This window comes from Pandoraea sp. XY-2 (genome assembly GCF_004193915.1).
Lineage (GTDB): Bacteria > Pseudomonadota > Gammaproteobacteria > Burkholderiales > Burkholderiaceae > Pandoraea > Pandoraea cepalis.
The window spans coordinates 2,854,253-2,873,947 of sequence record NZ_CP030849.1; the positions used below are offsets into that span (position 1 = coordinate 2,854,253).

Here is a 19,695-nt window from a genome sequence, read left to right on the forward strand (position 1 = left end):
GACGACATGGCAATGACACGACGCGACGTGAGGGATTGGCTGGCGGGTTTTCTGCCCGCCGTGGTGGCCGTTCACTGGCGCGAACGACTGCGCGCGGGCTTTGGCGCGCTGTGCGGGATTGCACTGACCGGTGGCCTGATGCTCTGGATGCTCGGCCCCGCGACGTATATCCCCTGGCTCGTTGCGCCGATGGGGCATCCGCCGTGTTGCTTTTCGGGGTACCGGCCAGTCCTCTCGCCCAACCCTGGTCGATTCTCGGGGGCAATCTGGTCGCCGCCGTCGTCGGGGTGACGTGCGCGATGTACATTCCGTCGCCGATCGCCGCGGCGGCCACTGCAGTCGGCGTCTCCATCGCGTTGATGTTCACGCTGCGCTGCGTGCACCCGCCGTCGGGCGCCGTGGCACTGACCGCCGTGCTCGGCGGCCCGGCTGTCCACGCCCTTGGGTACGGTTTCGTCCTTGAGCCGATTGCTGTGCAGTCGGTGGCACTGCTCGGCGCGGCCATCGGTTATCACGCGCTCACCGGCCATCGCTACCCACACGCCATGCGTGCGCAGGCCACGGTGCGTCCGGTCAATGCCTCCGCCATACCGGTCACGACGGCTGACGCCGAGAAGGCCCTCGCTCGCCGCAGCGAGTTGCTCGACATTTCCGCCGACGATCTAGCCAGCCTGCTGCGCGACACCCAGCGCGAGGCCTATGCGCGCCGCGCCCGCGAGTTGACCTGTGCCGATGTCATGACGCCGGCACTCGCGAAGGTCCAGGCGCACGACGAAGCGCCGGCGGCGTGGCGTCTGTTGCAGCGACACGGGCTGGACGCCCTGCCGGTCGTCGATGGCGACGCTCGCGTCATTGGATTGGTCACGCGTCACGACCTTCACACGCGCCGAGCGCGCCGCCAGCGTTGGCCGCGCTTTGGCATGTCGATCGGCACGGGGCAGCGCCCGGCGGTTCGCGACGTCATGCAAGCGCAGCCGCAGTCGGCCACCGCCGGCATGCCACTCTCGGAGTTGGTGCCGCTGCTGATGACGCAACGTCACGGCACCCTGCCCGTGCTCGACGAAGCGGCGCGGCTCGTGGGCGTTGTCACGCACGCCGAAGTGCTTCGCAAGGTCATGGCCGCGTGAAACGCCAATCGCCCGCCAGGAACTGATCACTGAGCGTCAAGCATCGCAGCGCACTTTCCCCTGCCTCACCCTGGCCCGGCGCCCGTCGTGGTACTGCGCACGTCGGACACCGCCCCTCCCTGCGTGGAATTGTCAGTCCTGAGCCGATCTGCAAGAATGGCGGCGGCGTGACGTACCGACGCCGTAGCGCTTCGTTTAGCGAAGCGAAATTCGCGCAAGGGAGAGCATGGAACCGATCACGTTCAAACAGTGTTTCAAGGGGGCATGGCGCGACGGCTTCAACGCGTTGCGTCAACGGCCCTGGCTAAGCCTGGCGATTGCCGTCGTCTTCCTCGTGACGTCTGGACTTAGCGTTTCGCTCGATCAGCTCGCACGCACCGCATCGCAAATCGGCGAACCCGCCCTCTATCGTCTGCGCATTGCGCTCATGTCGTTCGGCGTTTTTTTCGCGAATCTCGTCGCGTTCTCCGTGCTCGTCATCCATGTCTTTCGCTATACGATTCTCGGCCCCGACGCCGCCCGGCAAGGGCGGTGGTATGGGCGCGATCTCTGGCGCTATCTCTGGACGTCAACCCAGGTTTTCGTCGGCTTCGCGACGGTGTGGCTGGTCGTCGGCATCGGGTTGGTGTTGGCGCTGCGGGCAACGGGACACGGCAATTCGTCTGCGGGGCTTGCCACATTTTGCGTGCTGTTGATCTGTATGGTGCTCTACGTGCTGACGCGCGTATCGCTGATCTTTGCCCAGATTGGCGCCGGACGCAGCAAGCGCTGGCGCGCCGCTTGGCAGGATTCGCGCGGGCACTTCTGGGCGATGTTCGGCACGACGATAGGGACGGTCTTGCCGTTGATTATTGCGGGCATTGTCGTGACGGCCCTGTTCGCAGCGTTGCTGCGCGTCGCGCCGGCCGCCAAGTCGGTAGCGCTCGGCACGCTTGTGCTTCAAACGGTGATGTCGGTGGCATGGATCGCGGTCTCCACGGGGAGCGCCGCATGGTTGTACCGGCGCTTCGCCAACCAGTTGCTGACGCTCGACGACGCACCGGACGACGTCTGAGGCGCGTGCCGCGCGCCCCAGGCGCTGTCATTCCTGTCAGGCAGCGTTGGCCGTTGCCGCGCTGCTCTCGAGCGTGCCGAAGCGGGCGTACTCGCCAAGGCCATCGGGCCACTGCGTAAGCACTTCGAAGCCCGTCTCCGTCACAGCCACCATGTGCTCCCACTGGGCAGACAACGAACGGTCGCGCGTGACGACTGTCCAGCCATCCGCCAGTTGCTTCGTGTCCGGCTTGCCGGCATTGACCATCGGTTCGATGGTGAAGATCATTCCGGGGCGCAGCGTGAGCCCCGTGCCCGGGCGCCCGTAGTGCAGCACCTGCGGGTCGTCGTGATAGGTGGTGCCGATGCCGTGCCCGCAATAGTCGCGCACGATGCTGAAGCCTTCGCGATGCGCCACCGTCTGGATCGCGTAGCCGACGTCACCCAGCGTGGCGCCCGGACGCACGGCCCGAATGCCTGCGAGCATCGCTTCGAAAGTCGTATCGACCAGACGCTTGGCAAGAATGCTCGGCTTGCCGGCGTAATACATACGGCTCGTGTCGCCGAACCAGCCGTCTTTGATGAGGGCGACGTCGATGTTCACGATATCGCCGTCATGCAGCGTCTTTTCGCCGGGAATGCCGTGGCAGACGACGTGATTCACCGACGCACACACGGTCTTCGGATAGCCGTGATAGCCGATATTGGCGGGGATCGCCTTCAGCTCGTCCACGATGAAGTCGTGACACAGGCGATCGAGTGCATCGGTCGTGACGCCGGGCTTGACATGCTCGCCAATCATCGCGAGCACCTGCGCGGCCATTTCGCCAGCGCGGCGCGACAGGGCAATTTCTTCGTTGGATCGGATGACAACGCGTTCGCGCACCATTACGCCACCTTGTTGAATGCGGTGACGGGTGCACCGGTTGCTGGAGAAGCGGCGACCTCGGCCTCACTGGCCTGGACGCCATCGGATTCGATGAGCTTGCGGCAGATGTCGCCGTAGCTCAGCGTGGGATTGAGTTCGGCGAGCATGCCCACGCGCAGCCAATGCTCGGCTTGCGCGTTGATCGAGCGGCTGAGTGCGCCGCTGGTGTTGCGCAACGCCGCGTGCATCTGCTCCGATATCTTGACGATACCCATGTTGCGGTCCTTTTATATACGAAGTAGCTACGAAACGTATATTATCAGACCTGTGTCCGGTTGTCTCGGCCGAGTGCAAGCGATTTGAAGTCGCGAGCGATCACACGGGGAATCGCTTTGCGCCAGGCTTGCTCAAAATGCGTTCGTCGCCTCGATCGCCCTAACCCGCATGATCAAAGCGCCGCGCCGCCTGAAAAGCATAGTGGTCCTACACAATTATCGTCTAATCCGCTGCCGGTGCCGATGCAAATCGACGCGATTGCAACGCCCTGCACGTCCGGTCGGCTATCATGCCAGTCCTCCCGAAGTAGCCCCTTATGATTTCCATCCGTAATCTCACGCTGCGCCGCGGCGTCAATGTCGTGCTCGACAGCGCGTCCGTCACCTTTGCCCCCGGCGAAAAGATTGGCCTCGTTGGCCGCAATGGTGCCGGCAAGTCCTCCTTCTTCGGTCTTCTCAATGGCACGCTGCATGAAGATAGCGGCGAGTTCTCCATTCCCACTACATGGAAGATGGGCCAGGTCGCGCAGGAGATGCCGGAGACCGAGCAGGGCGCGACCGACTTCGTCGTCGAGGGTGACACCGTGCTGCTGGCAGCGCAGGCAGAAGTGGCCGCCGCCGAGGCCAGCGACGACGGCATGCGTATGGCGCACGCCTACATGAGCCTGCACGACGCCGGGGCTCATGATGCTTCCGCACGTGCCCAAGCGCTGATCCTGGGCCTGGGCTTCAGTGCTGCGCAGCTTAGCCAGCCGGTCAACAGTTTCTCCGGCGGCTGGCGCATGCGACTGCAGTTGGCGCGCGCGCTCATGTGCCCGTCCGACCTTCTGCTGCTCGACGAACCGACCAATCACCTCGACCTCGACGCGCTGGTTTGGCTCGAAGCATGGCTCAAGCGCTATCAGGGAACCCTTGTCGTGATCAGCCACGACCGCGAATTCCTCGATGCAGTGACGCAGGTGACCGTGCACGTCGACCATGCCAAGCTCGTGCGTTATGGCGGCAACTACAGCAAGTTCGAAGAGATGCGCGCTGAGCAACTCGTGTTGCAGCAGGCCGCGATGGCCAAGCAGGTGGAGAAGATGGCCCACTTGCAGAAATTCATCGATCGTTTCAAGGCCCAGGCGTCCAAGGCGAAACAGGCGCAGAGCCGGGTCAAGGCGCTCGAACGGATGGAGAAGATCGCACCGGTGCTCGCCGATGCCGAGTTCAACTTCGAGTTTAAGGAGCCCCTCAACGTTCCGAACCCGCTGTTGTCAATGCTTGACGCAAGCTTCGGCTACCCCGCGCCGGCCGGCGCACTGCCGGGCACGCCGCCCACGGTCATCGTGCGGGGCATCAACCGTTCCGTGCTGGCGGGGCAACGCATCGGAATTCTTGGCGCCAACGGCCAAGGCAAGTCCACGCTGGTGAAGACGGTGGCCCACGCGCTGGCGCCGATTGACGGAGAGATCAGCGAGGGCAAGGGCCTGAACATCGGCTACTTCGCACAGCAGGAGCTCGACGTGCTGCGCCCGCTCGACACGCCGATGGAACACATGATTCGCCTTGCCAGGGACACGCCGGCGCACATGCGCGCCCCGGGTCAGAGTGGCACCGAGCAATCGCTTCGCACGTTCCTCGGCACTTTCAACTTCAGCGGTGACATGGTCCATCAGGCGGTCAGCACGATGAGCGGCGGTGAAAAGGCGCGGCTTGTGCTTTGCATGATCGTGTGGCAGCGCCCCAACCTGCTGCTGTTGGACGAGCCGACCAACCACCTCGACTTGGCCACACGCGAAGCGCTCGCCGTGGCGCTCAACGAATTCGAAGGCACGGTGATGCTGGTCAGTCACGACCGGGCGCTCCTGCGTGCCGTATGTGATGAGTTCTGGCTGGTCACCAAGGGCGGCGTCGAGCCGTTCGACGGCGACCTGGACGATTACCAGCAGTTCCTGCGCGACGAAGCTCGCCGCATGCGAGAGCAGACTGCGGCAGAGCCGCAGGCCATCGCCTGAGCTCCCAGCGGGAGGGTGGTGCACGTGGCAAGGGAGGCGACGTGCACCGCCGACCGGATACCCTTTGCTCGCGTGTAACCTCAGCGGCGTTGGTACTTCTTAAGCGTCTGGTCGTGCATCGGGAGTTAAGCGCATAGATTTCGGCAACTTTGTCGATTCGAAATCGCTTGGGGCTGGGCGTTGGGAAATGCACATCGACGTTGGCCGGGATATCGCGTGTACTGCTGGCAAGCGGGTGAGATCACTTGACCTATCGGTTCCAGGTTGCTCTAACTCAACGCGGAAAGCCGTCGTGGCCGTTGGCTGTACACGCCGAGGTGATCGATCCGGGAAGTGATGAAGACGCCTGACGTACGTGATCGCGGACGTGGCGGTATGCGCAAAGGCACACAACATCCGTAACACCGGGTGAGCCGCCGCCCGGCCGTGTTGGCCCCAACGGCAACTCAGGGTCAGAAACTGCCCTCGTTCATGACCGTTTCCGGCCGGAAGCGGACGGTCGACCACGGAGCGTCAGTGTCCGTTTCGCATACGTAACCGGCGATTCGATGTCGCCTCGCCAGTTCGCCAGTTCGCCGAAACAGCACTAGCGCGCCAGCGCGCTAGTGATTGCCTGTGAGTTCCACGACGAACTCAAGAAAAGCACGGGTCTTTGCCGGCACGTGGTGCCGGGATGCGTAGTAGACGTATAACGGATACCGTTCGTCTACCCATTCGGGAAAGAGATTGATCAACCGGCCATCGGCAATCAGGGGCTCCGCACCAAGCAGCAACATCTGCGCAATCCCAGAACCGGCGAGACATGCGTTGAGCAAGGCACCAGGATCGTTGACCGTGAGTCGTCCCTGAGTGTCGACCACGATGCGTTTTTGCTTGCGATGAAATTCCCACTGGAACGGCTTGCCTGTCTCCGGGTTGCGAAATTCAAGGCATCTGTGCCTTCGATCTTGCAGGTCCTCGGGTTTTGCCGGTCGTCCCCAGCGAGCAATGTACGAGGGCGCTGCGACCGTCACGATGCGGGTGTCGAGCAGCTTTCTCGCGACCAGGGTTGACGCTTTGGGTTTGCCGAATCGCACGGCGAGGTCGAAGCCGTCCACGACGAGGTCGCCAAGGCTGTCTCGCGCGATGAACTCGATTTCGAGTTCGGGGTGTGCGTCCATGAACGCATCCAGTTGTTGCCCGAGAATGGTCCGGTAGACGACAGGATCCAAATTGATTCTCAGCTTTCCACGCACAGCGGACGCGCCGCCTGCCGCAGCGGCCGCAGCTTCCTCAAGTCCGGCGAGATGGGGCATGACCTGCTCGTAAAAGCGGCGGCCCTCTTCAGTCAGGGATACGGAGCGCGTTGTCCGGCTGAAGAGCCGGATGTTCAACCTTTTTTCCAACCGCGCAATCGCCCGACTGACGCCCGGCGGCGTCATTCCTATCACTTCCGAAGCGGCCACAAACGTTCCCGCGTCAACTACGGCGGCAAACACGCTAATGCTGCCGGAAAGCTTCTCGCTGCTGGATCTCATGGTTGCTCGAGTTAATACGTGTGGCGTAGCGCGGTCGACCGCGTGAAAGCAAACGCTGCGCCGCGCAGCAGTGGGCATGTCCGTTGATCATGCCAAATTGATGACGCTTTGTCACTTATCTTATGACATCCATGTCATTTTGTTTTTCTTAGTGCCTGGCCAGAATACGTCTCACCGAGACATCCGCTGGACGCTTCAACGGGAACCGCTTGCGGCGCACGTCTTTCAGCCATCACTGAAGCACTGTAGTGCCGCGATTCATTCATTCATTCGGGAAGAAACGGAAAATGGCAGTTCAAACAGATCGTCGTCGTCTTCTGAAGGGTGCGTCGAGCCTGCTGGCTCTTGCGACACTTGGTGGCGTCGCAAGCCGCGACGCGCGGGCAGTATCGCAGCGCGCGAGTGGCGACGCCGCGCTGGCCGATCAACCGGCCTACAGTTCGATCGATCAATGCCTGCAGAGGGCGGTGGACGACGGCACGGTTGCCGGTGTTGTCGCCATGGGCGCAACCGACCGCGGACTGGTTTACGAGGGAGCATGCGGCCGGGCGAACGCCCGTACTGCTGAGGCCATTAATCCCGACACAGTCTTCTGGCTTCTGTCGATGACAAAGGCGATTACCGCAACCGCGTGCATGCAGCTCATCGAACAGGGCAGACTGCGGCTGGATCAACCTGCGGGCGAGATGCTGCCACAGTTGAAGTCGCCTCAAATCCTTGAAGGATTCGACGCCTCCGGGCAGCCCAAGCTGCGTCCTGCGCGCAATGCGATTACGGTGCGCCATCTCCTCACGCATACCTCCGGATTCACCTACAGCATCTGGAGCGACAAGCTAAGCCGGTACGAGACAGTAACGGGCATGCCGGACATCGGCTATTCGATGAACGGTGCATTCGCGGCGCCGCTCGAATTCGAGCCGGGCGAGCGCTGGGAGTACGGCATCAGCATGGACTGGCTCGGCAAACTGGTCGAGGCCGTGACCGATCAGTCGCTGGAAGTCTACTTCCGCGAGCACATCTTCGCTCCGTTGGGTATGCGCAACACGGGCTTTCTCATCGGTAGCGAGCAGAAGCGGCGCGTCGCGACCATGCACAGGCGTCACGCGGACGGCTCACTCGCGCCCGAGCCGTTCGAGATCAACCAGCGCCCCGAATTTTTCATGGGCGGAGGCGGACTCTTCAGCACGCCGCGCGACTACATGGCGTTCCTGCAAATGTTGTTGAACGGCGGTACCTATCGCGGCGAACGCGTGCTACGAGCCGACACCGTCGCAACAATGTTCCGCAATCACATTGGCGACCTGCAGGTCACGGAGATGAAGACGGCGCAGCCGTCCTGGTCGAACAGTTTCGATCAGTTTCCGGGCACTGCGCATAAGTGGGGGCTGTCGTTCGACATCAATATGCAGCCAGGACCCCACGGACGAAGCGCAGGCAGTGTGAGCTGGGCCGGATTGTTGAACACCTACTTCTGGGTGGATCCGGTCAAGCGGGTCGCCGGATCGCTTTTTACGCAGATGCTGCCCTTCTACGATGCGCGCGTCGTGAACCTCTACGGACAGTTCGAGCAGGCGTTTTACGACGGATTGCGTCGCGCCTGAGCGATTGAGCGTCGGCACATTCACGCTGCGCCAACCGATTTATCCACACATGGAGAACGAGCAATGTATGTAATCACAGGAATCACCGGCAAGGTGGGCGGCGCACTGGCCCGCGAACTACTGGCTGCGGGTCAGTCGGTGCGCGCAGTCGTGCGCGATGCGACGCGGGCAGAGACTTGGGCACAGCGAGGTTGCGAGATCGCGAGGGCTCGCATGGAAGACACTTCGTCGCTCGCCGCTGCGTTCGAAGGCGCGACGGGCGTTTTCATCCTGCCGCCTTCGGAGTTCGATCCGGAACCTGGCTTTCCCGAAGCGCGCACGGTAATTGAGGCTGTGTCCGCAGCTCTCCTGGAGGCACGGCCCGACAAGGTCGTTTGCCTGTCGACGATCGGCGCGCAGGCGGACGAGGTCAACCTGCTCACTCAACGCACGCTGATGGAGCAGGCGCTGCGCGAGATGCCGATGCCCGTGACGTTCCTGCGGCCAGGCTGGTTCATGGAGAACGCCGCATGGGATGTTGCGTCCGCAAGCGACGATGGAGTGATTGCCAGTTACCTGCAGCCGCTCGACAAGCCGGTGCCGATGGTCGCCACCGCAGACGTCGGCCGCGTTGCTGCCGACCTCCTTCAGCAGACGTGGCGCGGTGTGCGCGTCGTCGAGCTTGAAGGTCCACGCCGGGTGAGTCCGAACGATCTCGCAGCGGCTTTCGCGTGCGTGTTGCGTCGTGAGGTACGTGCGGAAGTGGTCGAAAGGCAGACCTGGGAAGCGCTGTTCCGCACGGAGGGCATGAAGCATCCTCTACCTCGCATGCGCATGCTGGACGGCTTCAACGAAGGCTGGATCGATTTCGAAAGCAGCCCTGATGGAATCTTGCGCGGCCACGTCGAACTGGAGACCGTTCTGGGAGAGCTTGTGTCGCGTCGCACCTGACCAGAGCCGATAGCGCGATGCGCGGACTCAAGGTCTTGTTACTCCTGATCCGACGATGAGTTGGTATGAAGAAGGGCGGTACAGGGACGAGCAGACCGTGCCACCGTCGCGCACGCCGTTCTGTTTTACCTGTGCCCGCCAACCACTGGAAGTCTTCGTAACCGATGCCAAAACGGGGAGTTGGTGCGAGGAAGGGGACTCGAACCCCTACACCCTTGCGGGCGTCAGGACCTAAACCTGGTGCGTCTACCAATTTCGCCATCCTCGCAGCCCGTGGGCGTCGGTCACCTAGATACAGGTACGACACCCCAGCATCGGGTCGACGGCATGCGTCCTGTCGGACATGAAAAAGGGCGACTCGTCGCCGCCCCGCTCGCATGCGTCAAAGCAGGCGAGAATTCTACACGAACTGATAATCACCGGCAATCTCACGCAGCGCCCAACCCCGCCCGGCCCTTCCCACGCCGCCGCCAAGCCCTCAATGCTAGAATTCGCCCCAATTCACGGCATTTGCCCCACGTGCGCGCCCGCGCACCGGCACCCGGGCACCTGACCCAACCGATACCCCATTCGCATGCAACCCCACCAGACCGCCGACGACACCTCCGGCACCCCCGCCAGTCCCGCGCAGGCCACCGCGTATTGCCGCCAGAAGGCCGGCCCTCCCGGCTCCGCTCTCTACTACGCACTACTCCAGTTACCGCCGTCCAAGCGCGACCCCGCGTACGCCGTCCACGCGTTCTGCCAGGAAATCGCCGATATCCATGCCGCCGTCCATGACCCGGGCGTCGCCCACGCAAAGCTCGACTGGTGGCGCCAGGAACTCGCGCGACTCTTCTCCGGCTCCCCGGCGCACCCCGTCTCCCGCGCCCTTGCCCCCGTCGTCAAGCAACGCGGGCTCGACCGCGCCACGTTCGACGCCGTCCTGCATGGCGCAGAGATGGATCTGGCCCAGATGCGCTACCTCGACTTCGCCGGCCTCTCCCACTATTGCGACGCCGCCGGCGGTGCACCCGCCGTGCTCGCGGCCCACGTCTATGGCTTCGACGACCCGCAAACCCCGCTAGTGCCCACGCCCTCGGCCACGCCATCACGCTCGGCCGACGCATCACCGACGCAGGCGTCGATGCACGTGCCGGCTACGTCTATTTCCCGATCAACGAGCTGCAACAATTCGGTGTGACCGCCGCCGATCTGCAAAACGGTAAGTACTCGCCCGCGTTCGTCGACCTCATGAAGTTCCAGCACGCGCGCGCACGTCGTGCCATCACCGAGGCGGCAGCCGCCATCCCCAAACGAGATCGCCGCCAACAAAAGCCGCTGCTCGCCCTCGCCGCGCTGCAATTGGCCTTGATGGACGAAGTCGCCGCCAGCGATTACCAAGTGCTGCATCAACGGATCGATCTCACCCCGCTGCGTAAATTCTGGCGCGCCTGGCGCGCACGCTGACAGGAACCAGCGGACAACACGCCCTGGCTCGCGACTTCGTCACGACACCCGACAACGACGCAGACACTCGGCCACGCCCGTCCGCCGGCGTCAACGTCAGCGCATCAGGCGCGCAACACGTCCAACGGCTTGAACACGCCGCCCAACACCGGCTGCGGATCCAGCCCCACCAGCGCTGCAGCACCGTCGCGTACACCTCGCGGAAATCGACGGCGAACGGCAAGTTGCCGTTGCCGTCGAGCCGATCCAAACGCGGCACGTCGCCGTAAAGCCCCCTCGCACGCGACCGCCGGCAATGAAATGCGGCGCCACCGTGCCATGATCCGTCCCCTGGCTCTGGTTCTGTCGCGCGCGCCGACCAAACTCCGCATAGGTGACGATCATCGTCAACTGCCAGCGGTTCAACTCGATCAACCCCGCCCGCAACGCCATCACCCCCTGCGCCAATTGACGCAACAAATTCGCCTGTTGTCCCGGCTGATTCTGATGGGTATCAAACCCGTTTAGCGTCAGGCGCAACACCGCAACCCCACGCCCGGGCTGCGGCACGCCCGCCGGCGAATCGGCAGCCGCGACCACCTGCAGCGCCGTTTTCACCCCATTGCCGAACGCCCCCGCCGGCATCGGCGCGCGCAACACATACTGCCCCTGCCGCGGACGCAACCCGTCCGCTGCCCTCACGATGTCGTTCTCTACACGAAGTACATGCGCCAACGCAGGATTGCTCACCCTCGCCGCATTCGCCGATACAAGATTGGCCTCGCGCAGGAATTGCGCAGGATTGGTCAACGTCACCGCGCGCGCACCGCCGCCCAACGGCCCTAGCTCAGCACTGCCCACGATCACGCCATCGGCATCGAACCCGGGCGGCACGGCCCGCTGCGAGAATGCTCGCGACAACCAGCCGTCGCGCAAATATTCGTCCGACCGCGACGCCGTATTCCAAATCTCGATAGACCGGAAATGCGACAGGTTCGGCTGCGGATACCCACCCCCTGCACGATCGCCAACTCGTTCGCCTGCCACATCGGCAGCAACGCGCCCATCGCCGGATGCAAGCCGCTACGCTCATCGAGTTGCACGACCTGATCCCGCGAGATACCAATGCTGGGACGCAGAGTCGCATACAGCGGATCGGCATAGGGAATGACGGTGTTCAATCCATCGTTCCCGCCTTTGAGTTCGATAAGGATCAGCAGATTGCCGTAGTTGCCACCCGTGCCCTGCCGTATCCCGGACAGATCATGTGCCGCCCCGAACACCGGCATCGGCGTGAACCACGCCGCGCCAAGACCACCGGCGAAAGTCAGAAAATCGCGTCGACGCATCTCACACCTCTCTCGGCCCGCTTCGCAACCCTGCGAAGTCGTCGTCCAATGACACACCCTTGTCCTACCGCTCGCTATCGAGTCATCACTTCAACTGATACACGGGATCCATCAACAACCCCTGCAAGTAGGCCGCGCTGTTCACGCCAGCGGCCTGCGGCGCCGCGGGTTTGAGGGGCAACACGGCCCGCTGCAAAGCCTCGCGCGACGCAGCGTCTGGAACGTCGACCGGCCCCAGCGCGTAAGGTTGCAGCCAGCGCGACAGATCGAAGCGCACGCCCGCCACCGTTCTCGCCATCGATGGCACCGCTCCCAACGCCATGCGCTGCATCCCCGTTCGCGCCGACAACGACAGGGTCGGCGACACCATCGACGCACCGCTCGCATTCGCGTTCTCCGTCGCGCGGAACATGCGCTCGACAAACTGCTTGCGCGCAAGCAACGTGGTGCTGCCGATCCACGCGTCGCCGCCCGGCCATCCCTTCACATTGGGCGGACGGAACAGGTCCTGCCCGAGAACACGCATCTGCCGCGCCAGCAACTGCGGATCGTCGTAGCCGATGTCGAACTCGCGCACCGTATCGGTCACGAATTCAGCCGGCGATTTGACCAACGTCCCGCGGGTTCGGGCATCCCAGAAAGCGGGGGTCAGCAACAACGCACGCAATGCCACGCGAATGTCGTAGCCGCTCGCGCGAAAGCGGCTCGCGATACGCTCCACCTGCACCGGTTCCGGGGTAGGAGACACGAATTCGCGCCACAGCTTGCCGGTGATGAACGTCGCGGTCTCCGAACGCGCCAGCAAGATGTCGAGCATCTGGTCGCCATCGAAGTCGCCGGTCTGGTTCAGCACCGTCTTCGTGCCCGCATCGTGAAGTTTGGGGCGCCAGACATACGTCATCGTCGCCCGATCGATGCCCCAGCCGGTATAGGCACGCGCCGCCTCGCGCACATCCTGCTCTGTGTAATGTCCTTCGCCGAGCGTAAACAACTCCATGACTTCACGCGCGAAGTTCTCGTTGGGGCGCCCCTTACGGCTACCTGCACCATCGAGATACACGAGCATGGCCGGGTCCTTCGACACGGCATGCAGCAGCGTTCCGAAGTTGCCAAGCGCGTTCGCGCGCAGCAAAACGTTCTGCCGATAAAGCATGACGGGCTCACGCACCTTGTCGTCGCTCGACACGAAGTGGTTGTGCCAGAACATCGTCATGCGCTCCGTGAGCGGTGACGGCGTCGTGGCCATCTCCTGCGCCCACCATGCCGCCAGCGACGCCGCCATACGGTTGCGCCGCTGGTTCAGCTCGCGACGCTGCTCGACTGTCATGGACTTGACTGGCGCGCCATACAGCGGCGGATCTTCAACCCAGGCGGGCGGCGGCGTCACGGCCATGCGGCGCGTTCGCGACAACAGAAGATCGACGGCCTGCGCACGCGTGCGTCCAACGAACGGGGCGAGTTCGCGCGCGTCAGGCGAGTAACCGGTGCGTGCTAGCAAATAGCGCGCGTCGTCGGCAGTGAGCGGGCGCGTCGCGCGATCGGCAACGGCATCGGCAGCACCGGCGGCCCCGGTTGCGCGTGGCGCCGTCGCACTCGCCGCATGCGCCGCGCCGGCAGGCCGCGTCGGCAACGCGTGACCGACGAGCGGCCACGCCAGCCACACGACGGCAAGCACACCAGACGTCAGCCGCCCAGGCATCCACGACATCGACGACGGCAGGCGACGCAGCACGGCGATCATCGCCCTGACACCGTTCGTCGCCTCAATGCCCTTTCGGCAGGCGCAAAAAAAGCCGGCGTCGACGCAGGCTGGCAAGTTTGGGGTGGGCTTCATGGGACGCTCACGTCATCGTGACTTCACTGGCGTTTTTGGGAAGCGTTTGGCGACGCTGCGGTGCCCTCTCGATCCATGAACCATCAGCCATGAGGGCGCGCGTCTTTATCGTTAGTGAGTGTACAACTCGCGCACGGCGTCCTGAATATGTTGCCGTAGCAGGCGCCGGTCTTCCGGCGACATATGACCATTGGGACGACGGCCCGGCGGCGCGGGCGGGAACTCATCGTTGCGGCGCGCAGCACCGGAATCGTTCTGCGACGGCTCGCGCTTCGTCGGATTACGGGGCGATGGCGCAGGCCCCACGTGGTGCAAGCGCGGGGCGCTCACCCGATGCAACTGCGCACTGAAATGCGCGACAGGACGGGCATACGTCACGCCCAGGTGTCCCCAGAGCATGATTCCCCCGATCAGTAGCGTCCACTCAGCAGCCCATCTCATCTTGTGCGTATGTCCTTCATGCCATGCGGCAGGTTTTCCCCCTGGCAGGGGTGCAAGTGTACCCACAGCCTATGGTCAGCGCGCAAGCTGTAGGGTAAATTGTGTAACCCTTTGTAACCCGCTTTGGCGGCCCCATCAGTTCGTAACATTTCGGGCTAAGATACGTGGCATGGAAAACAAAAACTCTCCCAAAATTCTGGTTGTCGACGACGATCCGCGACTGCGCGACCTGCTTCGTCGTTACCTCGGGGAACAGGGTTTCAATGTCTTCGTGGCGGAAAATGCAACAGCCATGAACAAGCTTTGGGTGCGCGAGCGTTTCGATCTGCTCGTGCTGGATCTGATGCTCCCCGGTGAAGACGGCCTGTCGATTTGTCGCCGCCTGCGTGGCGCCAACGACCGCACGCCGATCATCATGTTAACGGCCAAAGGCGAGGATGTCGACCGTATCGTCGGCCTCGAAATGGGCGCGGACGATTACCTGCCCAAGCCTTTCAATCCGCGCGAACTCGTCGCGCGCATTCACGCCGTGCTGCGCCGTCAGGCACCGCCCGAACTCCCCGGCGCACCCAGCGAAACCATGGAGACGTTCGAGTTCGGCGACTTCTCCCTGAACCTCGCCACGCGCACGCTCACGAAGAACGGCCAGGAGATCGCGCTCACAACGGGCGAGTTCTCGGTCCTCAAGGTGTTCGCACGTCATCCGCGACAGCCGCTGTCGCGCGAAAAGCTGATGGAGTTGGCACGCGGGCGCGAATACGAAGTGTTCGATCGCAGCCTCGATGTACAGATCTCGCGTCTGCGCAAGCTGATCGAGCCGGATCCGGGCAGCCCCCGCTTTATCCAGACCGTGTGGGGCCTCGGCTACGTGTTCATTCCGGACGGTGGCGCGTGATCGTCCACCTTCGCGTCTCAAGCAACAAAACAACGCCGGTCGCGACACGCTCGCCCACCGGCGTTGGGTCTTGTCTCACGCAGAATTCAACGGCGTACCGCGCCTCTCGTCCGGACACTTGCCATCCAGCACGTCGGGCCTGCCGACTCGCGCAAGTCACGCTTTAGACGGAGCAACCCCATGCATCCGATCCGGATGGTACGCGGGCTGTTCGGCGGTCTTTTCTGGCGTACCTTCTTCCTCATCGCACTGCTCATCGGCGTCAGCCTGGCCGCCTGGTACCAGAGCTTTCGCGTCATCGAGCGTGAGCCGCGCGCGCAGCGTGTCGCGCAGCAGCTCGTGTCGATTGTCAAGCTGACGCGCACCGCGCTGCTCTATTCGGAGCCCGATCTGCGTCGCGCCCTGCTGCAGGATCTCGAGAGCAACGAGGGGATTCGCGTGTACCCACGCGAGCCGGCTGACAAGATCGAGAAACAACCGGGCGGCGTGGTGCAGGAGCTGATCGCGCGCGACGTGCAGCGCCGTCTGGGGACAGACACCGTCATCGCCGCCTCGGTCAACGAGATTCCAGCCATGTGGATTAGCTTCAAGATCGATGAAGACGACTATTGGGTCGCCATCGAACAGGACCGGATCGACACGGCCACCGGCCTTCAACTCTTCAGTTGGGGAACGTTCGCGCTGGCCCTCTCGCTCATCGGCGCCGCGTTCATCACCGCACTCGTGAACCGACCGTTCGCCAGGCTGGCCCACGCGGCTCGCGCCATCGGCGAAGGACAACGCCCCGACCCACTGCCCGAGCGCGGCATGGGCGAGGCCGCCGAGGCCAACCGGAGCTTCAATCAGATGGTGGAGGAACTCGAACGCCTCGACGCCGACCGGGCGCTGATGCTCGCGGGCATCTCGCACGATCTGCGCACTCCGCTGGCACGGCTGCGACTGGAAACAGAGATGAGTCCGTCCGACGAAACGGTCAAGCGCGACATGATCAGCGACATCGAACAGATGGACGACATCATCGGCCGATTCCTTGATTACGCCCGTCCGGCATCGCGAACGATGCAGTCGCTCGATTTGTCGGACATCGTCCGCGACACGGCACTCGCCTTCGAGGGCCGCGAAGACCTGAACCTGAGCACCGAACTCGCCGACGCTGCCCCCATTCTCGCCGAACGCACCGACATCAAGCGTCTGCTCACGAACCTGATCGAGAACGCGCGCAAATATGGCCGCGACGCCAAAACCGATGTCGCCAACGTCCACATCACGACGCGCGTTCTCGGCGAACGCGTGGAGATGCGCGTGCGTGACACGGGTCCGGGCATCCCCGAGGACCAACTCACACTGGTCTTCCGCCCGTTCTATCGGGTGGATACCGCCCGTACAAAGGCAGACGGCACCGGCCTCGGTATGGCAATCGTCCAGCGCATCGCCACACGCTACAAAGGTCACGCCTCGTTGCACAATGTACGGCCGGGTCCAGGCCTTGAAATCATCGTGTCATTTCCGCTTGCTAAATAACGGTTTGCGGAATTTTGTCTATGCTCAAGGCTTTCCCGCCCAATGTTGAGCGCGACCCTATCGACGGGATTTGTTTTAACTATCCCCAGAATAAAAATAAACTATTGCTCTCGATTATTCGATAGCGTATGATGCATAGGTTGACCGGGATCAGCGGATTTCGGTCAGTTGCTGGTTGCGATGTCCCAGCGACATCTCGACATAAACCGCACTAATTTAGGAGTCAATCGATGAAGACTGTCGGCGACAAACTCGAAGCATTCTCGGTAGAAGCTGCCAAGCCTGGCTTCAACAACCACGAAGAAAACGGCGTCTCGGCTTTCGAAACGATCACCGAAGCCTCGTTCCCGGGCAAGTGGAAGATCATTTACTTCTACCCGAAGGACTTCACCTTCGTGTGCCCGACCGAAATCGTTGAGTTCGGCAAGCTGGCCAACGACTTCGCAGAGCGCGACGCTGTCCTGCTCGGCGGCTCGGGCGACAACGAATTCGTGAAGCTGGCATGGCGTCGCGAACACAAGGACCTGAACAAGCTGAATCACTACTCGTTCGGCGACACGACGGGCGCCCTGATCGACCAACTCGGCGTGCGCGACAAGGCCGCCGGCGTGGCCCTGCGTGCCACGTTCATCGTCGATCCGGACAACGTCATCCAGCACGTTTCGGTGAACAACCTGAACGTCGGTCGCAACCCGGAAGAAGTGCTGCGTATTCTGGACGGTCTGCAAACGGACGAACTCTGCCCGTGCAACCGCGCTGTTGGCGGTGCAACGCTGTAAGCGTCGTCTCGAAGCCCGCGAAAGCGGGCTTTTTCAGCCCAAAGCAATAGGAGAAATTTATGGAATTCATCACCGCGATTAAGGCGCAAATCCCTGACTACGCCAAGGACATCCGCCTGAACCTCGACGGCACCATCGTCCGCTCCTCGCTGGAAGGCAACGACGCCGTGGGTGTGGCCCTCGCCGCCGCCTTTGCAGCCAAGAGCCAGCCGATCATCAAGGCGATTCGCGAATCCGGCGTACTCGCTCCCGAAGAGCTGGAAGGCGCGTTGACCGCTGCCGCGCTCATGGGCATGAATAATACGTGGTATCCGTATCTTGAGATGGCCGACAACGCCGAACTGAAGAACGAGAAGGCCCAGCTTCGCATGAACGGCTACGCCACGCGCGGAGGCGTCGATCAGCGCCGTTTCGAGATGTATGCACTGGCGGCATCCATCGTCGGCAAGTGCCACTTTTGTGTGCAGTCGCACGCCCACCTGCTCGCCGCCGAGCACGGGATGAGCACCGCGCAACTGCGTGACGTCGGCCGTATCGCCGCCGTCGTCAATGCCGCCGCGCAAGTCATCGCCGCCGAGGCTGCCTGAGTCCGCAAGCGCCGACGCACCCACGCGCCGAGGCCGGCGCAAACCGCCAAAGCGACAACGGCGCTACCGGGTTCAACCGGTAGCGCCGTTGTGCGTGATGGATTGTGCTGCGCGGCGGTCACGATGTTGCGTGCGGCGCCGCCATCACCTCAGCCGGCAACAAGCAAGGCTGCCGCCTGCGCTTCAATTCCTTCCTGACGACCGAGATAGCCCAGCTTTTCGTTCGTCTTCGCCTTCACGTTCACCTGACCGACGGTGACGCCCAGCGCGTCGGCAATCGACTGCGTCATCGCGGCGATATGCGGCGCGAGCTTCGGCGCCTGCGCAATCACCGTGCAGTCGACGTTGATAATCTCATAGCCGTGCTCACGCACGCGCCGCATGGCTTCCTGGAGCAAAACCACGCTGTTCGCGCCCTTGAACGTGGGATCGGTGTCGGGAAAGTGGCGTCCAATGTCGCCCAGCGCCGCCGCGCCGAGCACGGCATCGGTGATGGCGTGCAGGAGCACGTCGGCGTCCGAATGGCCGAGCAGGCCGCGATCGAACGGGATCGTCACGCCCCCCATCACGAGCGGGCGTCCCGGCACGAGGGCGTGCACGTCGTAGCCTTGGCCGATGCGCAGCTTCGACAACGTCGCGAGCGGGGAATGAGAAACAGCTTGTTCAGTCATGGAGAGTCGCCAAATGCGAAAGAATGCGGGGCGTCGTTTCGGGGCTGCGGCGCGTGCCGAGCCCTCAAACGGACTTGGCAGCGCCGAGGAAGGCCTCGGCGAGCGCGAAATCTTCGGGATACGTCACCTTGAAGTTGCGCAGGCTGCCACGAACGAGCTTCGGCGCGTGTCCGATCCGTTCGATGGCGCTGGCTTCGTCGGTCACTTCGGCCCCCGAGGCGAGCGCGTCTTCCAGCGCATGACGCAGCATGCCGAGGCGGAACATCTGCGGGGTCTGCGCCTGCCAAAGGCCGTCGCGCGACTCGGTCGCCTGCACGGCCGAGAGCTCGCCCTTCGCCGTCGGCGCCTGCTCGCGCTTGAGCGTATCGGCCACGGGCAAGGCCAGGATGCCGCCGACCGGATCGTCGCGCAGCGCCTCGACCAGCGCGCGAATCAGCGCCGGCGTAATGCCGGGACGCGCCGCATCGTGCACCAGCACCCAGTCGCTGTCCTGCGCCCCGAACTCGGTGAGCGCCTGCAGCCCGCCGAGCACCGACGCATGCCGCGACGGCCCGCCGCAACGTCGCACCGCAAAACGCAGCGGGCCGAAGCGCCTGCCGTCGAAATGATTGTCGTCGGGCGCCAGCACCAGCACGGTCTGAGCGAACTCGGAACAGGCGTCGAACGCGGCGAGCGCATAGTGCAGCATGGCGCGTCCGCCCACGCTTCGGTATTGCTTGGGCACGTCGGCCCCGGCGCGGACACCCGCCCCGGCACACGGGATGACGGCAAAAAGTCGGTCGCTCACAATAAAACGCAGGTAAGAGGAAAGCAGGGATTTTATAATAGACGCTGACTGTCACG

General features: G+C 63.2%; 17 protein-coding genes, 1 tRNA gene and 2 pseudogenes. 11 read left to right on the forward strand and 9 right to left on the reverse strand.

Features of this window, described 5'->3' with window-relative positions:
* The first annotated feature begins 12 nt into the window (after positions 1 to 12).
* Together DRB87_RS12895 and DRB87_RS12900 are read left to right on the forward strand one after the other, a co-directional pair.
* Positions 13 to 1,127: pseudogene (locus tag DRB87_RS12895) on the forward strand (HPP family protein).
* 226 nt (positions 1,128 to 1,353) lie between these two features.
* The gene (locus tag DRB87_RS12900) at positions 1,354 to 2,181 is read left to right on the forward strand and encodes a hypothetical protein (RefSeq protein ID WP_130026186.1); all 828 of its coding nucleotides are present in this window, start codon (positions 1,354 to 1,356) and stop codon (positions 2,179 to 2,181) included.
* A gap of 36 nt (positions 2,182 to 2,217) precedes the next feature.
* Here the strand turns inward: DRB87_RS12900 and map are convergent, their stop codons facing one another.
* Positions 2,218 to 3,048: a type I methionyl aminopeptidase gene (gene map, locus DRB87_RS12905; RefSeq protein WP_174966597.1), complete on the reverse strand. Its 831-nt coding sequence runs from the start codon at positions 3,046 to 3,048 to the stop codon at positions 2,218 to 2,220.
* Positions 3,048 to 3,302 (reverse strand): ParD-like family protein, encoded by a 255-nt coding sequence (locus DRB87_RS12910; protein WP_130026187.1) that lies wholly within the window; start codon positions 3,300 to 3,302, stop codon positions 3,048 to 3,050. Before DRB87_RS12910 ends, map begins: the two co-directional genes overlap by 1 nt.
* A gap of 317 nt (positions 3,303 to 3,619) precedes the next feature.
* Between DRB87_RS12910 and DRB87_RS12915 the strand changes: the two genes are divergently transcribed.
* Complete coding sequence (locus DRB87_RS12915; protein ID WP_130026188.1) at positions 3,620 to 5,299, forward strand: ABC-F family ATP-binding cassette domain-containing protein; 1,680 nt, start codon at positions 3,620 to 3,622, stop codon at positions 5,297 to 5,299.
* Positions 5,300 to 5,901: 602 nt separating this feature from the next.
* Here DRB87_RS12915 and DRB87_RS12920 read toward each other — a convergent pair.
* Positions 5,902 to 6,816: a LysR family transcriptional regulator gene (locus DRB87_RS12920; protein ID WP_130026189.1), complete on the reverse strand. Its 915-nt coding sequence runs from the start codon at positions 6,814 to 6,816 to the stop codon at positions 5,902 to 5,904.
* Positions 6,817 to 7,103: 287 nt separating this feature from the next.
* On the opposite strand from DRB87_RS12920, the gene DRB87_RS12925 reads away from it, so the two are divergent.
* A complete protein-coding gene (locus DRB87_RS12925; RefSeq protein WP_130027856.1) occupies positions 7,104 to 8,417 on the forward strand; it encodes a serine hydrolase in 1,314 nt (437 codons plus the stop codon).
* A 63-nt stretch (positions 8,418 to 8,480) separates the two neighbouring features.
* Positions 8,481 to 9,347 carry an NmrA family NAD(P)-binding protein gene (locus tag DRB87_RS12930; protein WP_130026190.1) on the forward strand — a complete coding sequence of 289 codons (867 nt, stop codon included), beginning with the start codon at positions 8,481 to 8,483 and terminating at the stop codon, positions 9,345 to 9,347.
* Between the two features lie 181 nt (positions 9,348 to 9,528).
* Here the strand turns inward: DRB87_RS12930 and DRB87_RS12935 are convergent.
* Positions 9,529 to 9,615, reverse strand: a tRNA-Leu gene (locus DRB87_RS12935).
* 306 nt (positions 9,616 to 9,921) lie between these two features.
* On the opposite strand from DRB87_RS12935, the gene DRB87_RS12940 reads away from it, so the two are divergent.
* Together DRB87_RS12940 and DRB87_RS23960 are read left to right on the forward strand one after the other, a co-directional pair.
* A complete protein-coding gene (locus tag DRB87_RS12940) occupies positions 9,922 to 10,530 on the forward strand; it encodes a squalene/phytoene synthase family protein (protein ID WP_255501210.1) in 609 nt (202 codons plus the stop codon).
* Entirely contained in the window at positions 10,455 to 10,796 is a 342-nt protein-coding gene (locus tag DRB87_RS23960) for a squalene/phytoene synthase family protein (RefSeq protein WP_255501478.1), read from the forward strand. Before DRB87_RS12940 ends, DRB87_RS23960 begins: the two co-directional genes overlap by 76 nt.
* A gap of 104 nt (positions 10,797 to 10,900) precedes the next feature.
* Here DRB87_RS23960 and DRB87_RS12945 read toward each other — a convergent pair.
* The 3 genes and pseudogenes from DRB87_RS12945 to DRB87_RS12955 all read right to left on the reverse strand — a co-directional run bounded on the left by DRB87_RS12945 (position 10,901) and on the right by DRB87_RS12955 (position 14,399).
* A pseudogene (locus DRB87_RS12945) lies at positions 10,901 to 12,124 on the reverse strand (DUF1501 domain-containing protein).
* A gap of 85 nt (positions 12,125 to 12,209) precedes the next feature.
* Positions 12,210 to 13,958 carry a DUF1800 family protein gene (locus DRB87_RS12950; RefSeq protein ID WP_130026191.1) on the reverse strand — a complete coding sequence of 583 codons (1,749 nt, stop codon included), beginning with the start codon at positions 13,956 to 13,958 and terminating at the stop codon, positions 12,210 to 12,212.
* Between the two features lie 111 nt (positions 13,959 to 14,069).
* Positions 14,070 to 14,399: a hypothetical protein gene (locus tag DRB87_RS12955; RefSeq protein ID WP_240755978.1), complete on the reverse strand. Its 330-nt coding sequence runs from the start codon at positions 14,397 to 14,399 to the stop codon at positions 14,070 to 14,072.
* 169 nt (positions 14,400 to 14,568) lie between these two features.
* Between DRB87_RS12955 and ompR the strand changes: the two genes are divergently transcribed.
* From ompR to DRB87_RS12975, 4 genes are all read left to right on the forward strand, one after another.
* Positions 14,569 to 15,294 (forward strand): two-component system response regulator OmpR, encoded by a 726-nt coding sequence (gene ompR, locus DRB87_RS12960; protein WP_017234082.1) that lies wholly within the window; start codon positions 14,569 to 14,571, stop codon positions 15,292 to 15,294.
* Between the two features lie 180 nt (positions 15,295 to 15,474).
* On the forward strand, positions 15,475 to 16,815 hold the full coding sequence (locus DRB87_RS12965; protein WP_130027858.1) for an ATP-binding protein: 1,341 nt from the start codon (positions 15,475 to 15,477) through the stop codon (positions 16,813 to 16,815).
* Between the two features lie 230 nt (positions 16,816 to 17,045).
* Positions 17,046 to 17,594, forward strand: a complete 549-nt coding sequence (locus DRB87_RS12970; protein WP_017234080.1) for a peroxiredoxin — start codon at positions 17,046 to 17,048, stop codon at positions 17,592 to 17,594.
* Between the two features lie 59 nt (positions 17,595 to 17,653).
* Positions 17,654 to 18,181, forward strand: a complete 528-nt coding sequence (locus DRB87_RS12975) for a carboxymuconolactone decarboxylase family protein (RefSeq protein ID WP_130026192.1) — start codon at positions 17,654 to 17,656, stop codon at positions 18,179 to 18,181.
* Between the two features lie 149 nt (positions 18,182 to 18,330).
* On the opposite strand, the gene ispF is transcribed toward DRB87_RS12975, so the two are convergent.
* Both ispF and ispD read right to left on the reverse strand, forming a co-directional pair.
* Positions 18,331 to 18,852, reverse strand: a complete 522-nt coding sequence (ispF, locus tag DRB87_RS12980; RefSeq protein WP_130026193.1) for a 2-C-methyl-D-erythritol 2,4-cyclodiphosphate synthase — start codon at positions 18,850 to 18,852, stop codon at positions 18,331 to 18,333.
* Positions 18,853 to 18,916: 64 nt separating this feature from the next.
* Positions 18,917 to 19,639: a 2-C-methyl-D-erythritol 4-phosphate cytidylyltransferase gene (ispD, locus tag DRB87_RS12985; RefSeq protein ID WP_130026194.1), complete on the reverse strand. Its 723-nt coding sequence runs from the start codon at positions 19,637 to 19,639 to the stop codon at positions 18,917 to 18,919.
* Between the last annotated feature and the right edge of the window lie 56 nt (positions 19,640 to 19,695).

What these genes read in the sequence shown, in the direction of transcription:
- DRB87_RS12940 (WP_255501210.1), top strand. Translation starts at nt 9,922, where the DNA reads ATGCAACCCCACCAGACCGCCGACGACACCTCCGGCACCCCCGCCAGT.
- ompR (WP_017234082.1), top strand. Translation starts at nt 14,569, where the DNA reads ATGGAAAACAAAAACTCTCCCAAAATTCTGGTTGTCGACGACGATCCG.
- DRB87_RS12930 (WP_130026190.1), top strand. Translation starts at nt 8,481, where the DNA reads ATGTATGTAATCACAGGAATCACCGGCAAGGTGGGCGGCGCACTGGCC.
- DRB87_RS12950 (WP_130026191.1), bottom strand. Translation starts at nt 13,958, where the DNA reads ATGAAGCCCACCCCAAACTTGCCAGCCTGCGTCGACGCCGGCTTTTTT.
- DRB87_RS12955 (WP_240755978.1), bottom strand. Translation starts at nt 14,399, where the DNA reads ATGAGATGGGCTGCTGAGTGGACGCTACTGATCGGGGGAATCATGCTC.
- DRB87_RS12965 (WP_130027858.1), top strand. Translation starts at nt 15,475, where the DNA reads ATGCATCCGATCCGGATGGTACGCGGGCTGTTCGGCGGTCTTTTCTGG.
- map (WP_174966597.1), bottom strand. Translation starts at nt 3,048, where the DNA reads ATGGTGCGCGAACGCGTTGTCATCCGATCCAACGAAGAAATTGCCCTG.
- ispF (WP_130026193.1), bottom strand. Translation starts at nt 18,852, where the DNA reads ATGACTGAACAAGCTGTTTCTCATTCCCCGCTCGCGACGTTGTCGAAG.
- DRB87_RS12970 (WP_017234080.1), top strand. Translation starts at nt 17,046, where the DNA reads ATGAAGACTGTCGGCGACAAACTCGAAGCATTCTCGGTAGAAGCTGCC.
- DRB87_RS12915 (WP_130026188.1), top strand. Translation starts at nt 3,620, where the DNA reads ATGATTTCCATCCGTAATCTCACGCTGCGCCGCGGCGTCAATGTCGTG.
- DRB87_RS12910 (WP_130026187.1), bottom strand. Translation starts at nt 3,302, where the DNA reads ATGGGTATCGTCAAGATATCGGAGCAGATGCACGCGGCGTTGCGCAAC.
- DRB87_RS12975 (WP_130026192.1), top strand. Translation starts at nt 17,654, where the DNA reads ATGGAATTCATCACCGCGATTAAGGCGCAAATCCCTGACTACGCCAAG.
- DRB87_RS12900 (WP_130026186.1), top strand. Translation starts at nt 1,354, where the DNA reads ATGGAACCGATCACGTTCAAACAGTGTTTCAAGGGGGCATGGCGCGAC.
- DRB87_RS12925 (WP_130027856.1), top strand. Translation starts at nt 7,104, where the DNA reads ATGGCAGTTCAAACAGATCGTCGTCGTCTTCTGAAGGGTGCGTCGAGC.
- DRB87_RS12920 (WP_130026189.1), bottom strand. Translation starts at nt 6,816, where the DNA reads ATGAGATCCAGCAGCGAGAAGCTTTCCGGCAGCATTAGCGTGTTTGCC.